This window comes from Synechococcus sp. H55.11, assembly GCF_047462475.1.
Lineage (GTDB): Bacteria > Cyanobacteriota > Cyanobacteriia > Thermostichales > Thermostichaceae > Thermostichus.
This window is the reverse complement of sequence record NZ_JANSJI010000004.1, coordinates 1-5,319: the sequence shown is the minus strand read 5'-3', so window position 1 is coordinate 5,319 and position 5,319 is coordinate 1. Positions and strand designations below refer to the sequence as shown.

Annotated in this window: 8 protein-coding genes and 1 pseudogene; 8 read left to right on the top strand and 1 reads right to left on the bottom strand. The window is 59.4% G+C overall.

All coding sequences use genetic code 11. The features are described 5' to 3' along the window. Window positions 1-251, top strand: a pseudogene (locus tag NW853_RS00080) (ABC transporter permease); the annotation flags it as partial. Window positions 252-313: 62 nt separating this feature from the next. Here NW853_RS00080 and NW853_RS00075 read toward each other — a convergent pair. Then, window positions 314-832 carry a MarR family winged helix-turn-helix transcriptional regulator gene (locus NW853_RS00075; RefSeq protein WP_414335425.1) on the bottom strand — a complete coding sequence of 173 codons (519 nt, stop codon included), beginning with the start codon at window positions 830-832 and terminating at the stop codon, window positions 314-316. 556 nt (window positions 833-1,388) lie between these two features. On the opposite strand from NW853_RS00075, the gene NW853_RS00070 reads away from it, so the two are divergent. The 7 genes from NW853_RS00070 to NW853_RS00040 form a co-directional block, all read left to right on the top strand. Beyond that, window positions 1,389-1,751, top strand: coding sequence for a cation:proton antiporter subunit C (locus tag NW853_RS00070; protein ID WP_414335437.1), 363 nt, complete (start codon window positions 1,389-1,391; stop codon window positions 1,749-1,751). Beyond that, window positions 1,744-3,201, top strand: coding sequence for a cation:proton antiporter (locus tag NW853_RS00065; protein ID WP_414347063.1), 1,458 nt, complete (start codon window positions 1,744-1,746; stop codon window positions 3,199-3,201). Before NW853_RS00070 ends, NW853_RS00065 begins: the two co-directional genes overlap by 8 nt. Further along, window positions 3,185-3,589 carry a Na+/H+ antiporter subunit E gene (locus tag NW853_RS00060; protein WP_414335429.1) on the top strand — a complete coding sequence of 135 codons (405 nt, stop codon included), beginning with the start codon at window positions 3,185-3,187 and terminating at the stop codon, window positions 3,587-3,589. The genes NW853_RS00065 and NW853_RS00060 overlap by 17 nt, the downstream gene beginning before the upstream one ends. Further along, the gene (locus NW853_RS00055; RefSeq protein ID WP_011430584.1) at window positions 3,586-3,837 is read left to right on the top strand and encodes a hypothetical protein; all 252 of its coding nucleotides are present in this window, start codon (window positions 3,586-3,588) and stop codon (window positions 3,835-3,837) included. Before NW853_RS00060 ends, NW853_RS00055 begins: the two co-directional genes overlap by 4 nt. 22 nt (window positions 3,838-3,859) lie before the next feature. Beyond that, window positions 3,860-4,141: a monovalent cation/H(+) antiporter subunit G gene (locus NW853_RS00050; protein ID WP_414335431.1), complete on the top strand. Its 282-nt coding sequence runs from the start codon at window positions 3,860-3,862 to the stop codon at window positions 4,139-4,141. A gap of 9 nt (window positions 4,142-4,150) precedes the next feature. After that, window positions 4,151-4,672: a DUF4040 domain-containing protein gene (locus NW853_RS00045; protein WP_414335433.1), complete on the top strand. Its 522-nt coding sequence runs from the start codon at window positions 4,151-4,153 to the stop codon at window positions 4,670-4,672. Further along, window positions 4,669-5,319, top strand: a 651-nt coding sequence (locus tag NW853_RS00040) for a Na(+)/H(+) antiporter subunit B (RefSeq protein WP_414335435.1), incomplete at its 3' end; no start/stop codon positions are given. The genes NW853_RS00045 and NW853_RS00040, both read left to right, overlap by 4 nt.

Here is a 5,319-nt window from a genome sequence, read left to right as displayed (position 1 = left end):
CCTTGGGGGCCTACCTGTTCGGCATTTTGCAGTCCTTTGCCGGGGTTGCCCAGACCACCATCCGCGCCGTGCCCGCCCAAGTTTTTACGGTGGCTCCCTTTGTGTTGATGATTTTGGTGTTGGTGTTCACCTCCGGGGAATGGTGGGAGTACGGTCTGCGCGGGATCCCACCTCGGCTGCGGCGCTGGATTCAGCAGGCGGCGCGAGCCACTCCGCCGGCAGCCCTGGGACAGCCATTTGAACAAGGCTAGAGACCCGGCTCGGGGAGTCTCTGGTCAACCGGCTCAATTAAGAGAAAATCTAAGGGTGCATCCTAGAAAATAGCGTGCAGCTTTTTGAGACAGGCCTGGATCTCCGCCAGCTCGGAGGGATCCAACTTTTGGAAGCGCTCTTTCAAGTAGGCGATGTGGGCCGGAAAAATTTCCTCAAACAGTTTCTCCCCCGCCTCTGTCAGCACGACCCTGAAGCAGCGGCGGTTCTCTGGCGGCACTTGCCGGCGCACCAGCCCCTTCTGTTCCAGACGATCCACAATGCCGGTCAGTGTCCCTTTGGTAACCAGGGTTTTTTGGGCCAAGACATTCATGGTCATGCCGGGAGTGTTGCCGAGGGTCACCAACACATCAAATTGGGGGGCGGTCAGCCCCATTTGCCGAATGTGAACCCCGGCATAATTTTCAAAGGCTTGGTAGGCCCGCACCAGATCCCGCACCACCCCCAAAAAAGGCTCACGGGCCGCCAGAATTGTTCGCGTCGACGGGACGGAGGAGTCTTCAGGCTTGCGAACCTCGCTTTCCGGAACGTCAGGCAGGGCAGGGTCGACAGGAGTGGGCATAGTTGAAGATCGCTGAAGGGGACTCACCCCCAGAGGAAAGTCTCGGCTCCATGATAGCCGACTGTAGTATAGTTCTAACGCAAATTAACGATGCTTCCGGCAGCAGCTCCAACCGTATCCGCATCCAGGGGCAGGACTGAGCCAGGGTGGAGGCTTTTCCGGCGGGGAGGGTCTCGACGACCTGTCGCTCACAAGGGAGCTGCTGCTGCAGAACCCAGAACTTCGTCCCACTAGCATAAGTAAAAACAGCCTAAACTGCGAGCAGCCCCCATTGATTCTGACTTTGCTATGAGAGGTGTATGACCAGGATCCCACCAAGCCCCAGAGCTGACCGGCAGTTGGCTCAAGCTGCCTACCTGGATCTGCAACTCTTTCGACTTCGGGATCCGGCCTTGTTGGGGAGATTGAGATCCCGGCAGGGTTGCAACCTGCCACAGACTGTCTGGCACCGGCCCTCTAGCTGCTGCGACCGCGGAAGCTGGATACTGATCGCGTAAGCGGGACGAAATGAACGACTTAGCAACCGGATGGCTCGAGCGCAGCAAGCGAGGTGCCCATGTTAAATGCCGCCATCACCCTCACGATCTTCCTTGGCTTTTGGGGAGTCGTGGTCAAGCGCAATCTCATTATGAAGATCCTGGCCATGGATGTCATGAGCACCGGGGTCATCGCCTTCTTCGTGATCTGGGCCGCCCGCAGCGGTGTGTTCACCCCTATCTACAAGCCCTGGCGCGAGCTGGACTATGCCGACCCCGTACCTCAGGGGATCATCCTCACGGCCATCGTCATCGGTCTGTCGGTACAAGCCCTGATGTTGGTGGGGGTGATGAAGTTGTCCCGCAACCATCCCACCCTCGAAGTGGAGAGCATCGAACAGGCGGTCGCGTCAGCGGGGCGGAGCACTTTTACCGATGACTGAGCTGACGCTGGTCTGGGTGGCGCTACCCTTTTTGTTTGCCTTTGCCACCTACTTGATGCCCGCCTTGACCCGTCCCAGCTTGGTGGGGATGGCCGCGCTGACGGTGACCTATGCAGTGTACCAGGGGGGGTTGCCGGGAACAACTGCGGCGCCGTTAGAGCTTCAGTTGCTGGATCACTTCGGGGTGACGCTGCGGATCGACGCCAACGCAGCAGCCATGCTCTTGGCCCATGGACTGATAACGCTGGGGGTGGCGCTGTATCTGGATCGGCGCTTTGTGGGCAGCCGCTTTCTGGCCATGCAGTTGCTGATCGTCCACGGCAGCGCCAACGCCGTCGTCATCAGCGCCGACCTGATCAGTGTCTATGTTGCCCTAGAGGTGCTCAGCATTGGTGTGTTTTTGCTGCTCACCTACGGGCGCCGGGCTGAGTCCCAGCCGACGGCAGGGGATCATCGCGACCGCCAGCTTTGGGTGGGGCTGCGCTACCTGTTCATGAGCAATGTGGCCATGCTCTTCTACTTGATGGGCGCAATCCTGGTCTACGTGCGCACCGGATCCCTGGCGATGAGCAGCCTGGCCATGGCTACCCCCACGGCTTTGGCGCTGATTGCCGTGGGTCTTTTGGCCAAGGGGGCGGTCTTCGTCGCCGGCCTGTGGCTGCCCCTCACCTACATCACCGCGGATCCCGTTATCGCGGCGGTGCTCAGCGGCTTTACGACCAAAGCAGGTGCCATGGCCTTGGTGCACTGCAGCGAGGCTTCGCCGGCCTTGGCCCAGGGGTTGTCCTACTTGAGCGCCGGCTCAGCCGTTTTTGGGATCCTCCTGGCTTTGATGGCCAGCACGCCCCAGCGCCTTTTGGCCTGGAGCTCGGTCTCGCAGATGGGATTTGTAATTGCCGCCCCTCAGTGGGCAGGTTTGTACGGCCTGGCCCATGGGTTGGCAAAGCCTCTGTTGTTTGTGGGGACGGCGATAACGAGTCGCTGGCGCTGGCCGATGTTGATCTTGGGGGCGGCCTCTCTGGCAGGGGTGCCCGGCAGTTTGGGGTATGCAGCCAAGGCCCTCACCTTGTCGGCTCTGGATCCCTGGCACGAGTGGCTGCTGGTTGGGGTTACCATCGGCACCACCTGTGTGGCTGTGCGAGTGCTGCGGTCATCTCCTTCTCAAATCAGCGGGAACATCCCCTCCAGTTGGCAAGACCAGGCGGCCTTGGCCCTTTGGGGCGGCGGCTTGCTCTGGGGCTGGCTGCCGGCGGCCTACGACGTCGATAATCTCCTTAAGGCACTGCTCAGCTTGGGTGCCGGGATCCCCCTGGGCTGGTTTTGGGAGCGGATCCCTTGGCAGAGAAGGTCGGTGAATGAGGGGCTGGAGGCTGTGGTGGGCGGCTTGAGTGTGGTGTTGGTGTTGGTTTGGGTTTTGTTAGCTGGGTGGAATTATGGGACGCTACCCTGAGTTGGGCTTACTGGAAATTGGCCTGCGGCTTTTGATTTGGTTCCTGCTGACGGGCAATCTGAGCTGGGACAATGTGGCCATCGGGGTGGCGGCGACGCTGCTGCTGCCTCGTCAGGCCTCTGCGCCGGTGCGGTGGCGGGATTGGGGACGGGTGCTCAAGGAGATTGTTTTCGCCGTTCCGAAAGCTTACTGGGAGGCCTTTGAGATGATCCTCAGGCCCCACACCGTAGAGGAGGTTGTATACAAACAAACTCTCCCCAATCGTTCGGCGGGGCTGGTGTTTCTCGATATCTTTTTGATTACTTTTACGCCCAAAACCATTGTGCTCAATTGCGATGCCCAAGGCACCTACGAGGTGCATCTGCTCAAACCACGGGAGGAGGCGTGAACCTACTGCTGTTTCTGCTGACTTTGACCCTATGCCTGCCGCTGTATGCCGCCTGGCTGAAGGAGGATATTTGGCAGACGATGCTGGCTTTTGCCAGCTTATCCACCAAGACGGCCATCCTGGTTTTGGTGGTATCCGTGGTGCGGGATGACTGGATGATCGGGATCGTGGGGGTCTTGATTTTGTCGGTGGGTAACGCGGCCCTGATGCTGCTGGCCCACGTGCTCAAGCGCTTGGAAATGCTCTAAAGATATTCTTAGTCTGGGGAATATGGAAATCTTAATGGAAGCTCTCAGCTATCTTCTGTTTGGGATCGGGGTGCTGTTTTGGCTGTGGGGAACGGCGCCGCTCCTTGGGGATCGCTCGATTTTGTTTAAGCTGCACGGCCTTTCGGTGTCCGACACCCTGGGATCCATGAGCATCATACTGGGGCTGTTGCTGCGGATCCCAAGGGAGTGGCCTCTGCTGGTGTTGGCGCTGATTTCCTTGGCCATTTGGAACACCATCTTGGGCTATGTGCTGGCGTTTTGCTCGCAGCGCAAGTCCCTATAGGAGGACAGGATGGAAGAGACCTTGTTGCTGGTGATCGCCCTGCTGCTGCCCTTGACGGCAGGCTTGGTGGTGACCCAGACCAATCCCTATCATGCCTTGGTGATGCGCGGCATTCTGGGATCCATCGCTGCTCTGATCTATGCCTTGTTTGGGGCGGCGGATGTGGCGCTCACCGAGGCGCTGGTGGGCACCATGCTTTCCATTACGCTCTATGCCATCGCGGTGCGTTCCTCGTTGAGTATGCGCTTGGGCGTTCTCGAAGGCAGTCCTGTGTTGGAGGCCGGTACCTCAGCAGCACAGCAGTTGTTACAGCAGATGCGCCAAGCACTACAGCGGTACCACATGCGTTTGGAGTTGGCCGTCTATGGGAGTTCAGAGGCCTTGTTGGCTGCCCTTCACAGCCGAGAGGTGCACACCATTGCCCTTGAGCCCGATGAGGAGGTGGCAGAGTATCGCTTGGTAACGCGCGTGCCCCGCCTGCAGGCCATCTTGGCGCAACAAGCCCTGCTTTCTGAGGTCTTCTTGCCATGAGGTGGTTGTATGGGGTGGCGGTGCTGCTGGCAGCATTGCAGCTCGTGGTCGCCGATGCAGGAGCTGTTTTGCCTGCTGTTGAACCTGTATCGACTCTAGCCGGAGAAAGCGGCGTGCCCAATACGGTGACAGGTTTGATCTTGCGCAACCGCCTTTACGACACGGTTTTCGAAGTAGTTGTATTTTCCGCGGCAATTCTGGGCGCGCAATACCTGCTGGCAGATGAGCGACCGACGGCCAATGTAGCTCAATTTACCGACATTCCCTCGATCGTGCTGGCGCGGGTGGGGGCCACCATTTCTGCCCTGATTGGGGTGGAGCTGGCCATTCGGGGTCACCTGACGCCGGGTGGGGGGTTTGCCGCCGGCGTGGCGGGAGGAACGGCAATTGGCTTGGTGGCGATCACCGCCTCTTCGACCTGGATGGAGGCCATCTACAAGCGGTGGCAAGCCGCGATGTGGGAGAAGCTGTCGGTGGTGACGTTTATCGGCGTGGCTGTCATCGCCCTGGCCGGTTGGGAGCTGCCCAAGGGCGAGCTGGGATCCCTTTTCAGCGGTGGCTGGATCCCGATTCTCAACATTTTGGTGGCAATCAAGGTGGCGCTGGGATCCTGGGCGGCAATCTTAATTTTTATTCGCTACCGCGGC

What these genes read in the sequence shown, in the direction of transcription:
- NW853_RS00065 (WP_414347063.1), top strand. Translation starts at nt 1,744, where the DNA reads ATGACTGAGCTGACGCTGGTCTGGGTGGCGCTACCCTTTTTGTTTGCC.
- NW853_RS00050 (WP_414335431.1), top strand. Translation starts at nt 3,860, where the DNA reads ATGGAAATCTTAATGGAAGCTCTCAGCTATCTTCTGTTTGGGATCGGG.
- NW853_RS00070 (WP_414335437.1), top strand. Translation starts at nt 1,389, where the DNA reads ATGTTAAATGCCGCCATCACCCTCACGATCTTCCTTGGCTTTTGGGGA.
- NW853_RS00075 (WP_414335425.1), bottom strand. Translation starts at nt 832, where the DNA reads ATGCCCACTCCTGTCGACCCTGCCCTGCCTGACGTTCCGGAAAGCGAG.
- NW853_RS00060 (WP_414335429.1), top strand. Translation starts at nt 3,185, where the DNA reads ATGGGACGCTACCCTGAGTTGGGCTTACTGGAAATTGGCCTGCGGCTT.
- NW853_RS00045 (WP_414335433.1), top strand. Translation starts at nt 4,151, where the DNA reads ATGGAAGAGACCTTGTTGCTGGTGATCGCCCTGCTGCTGCCCTTGACG.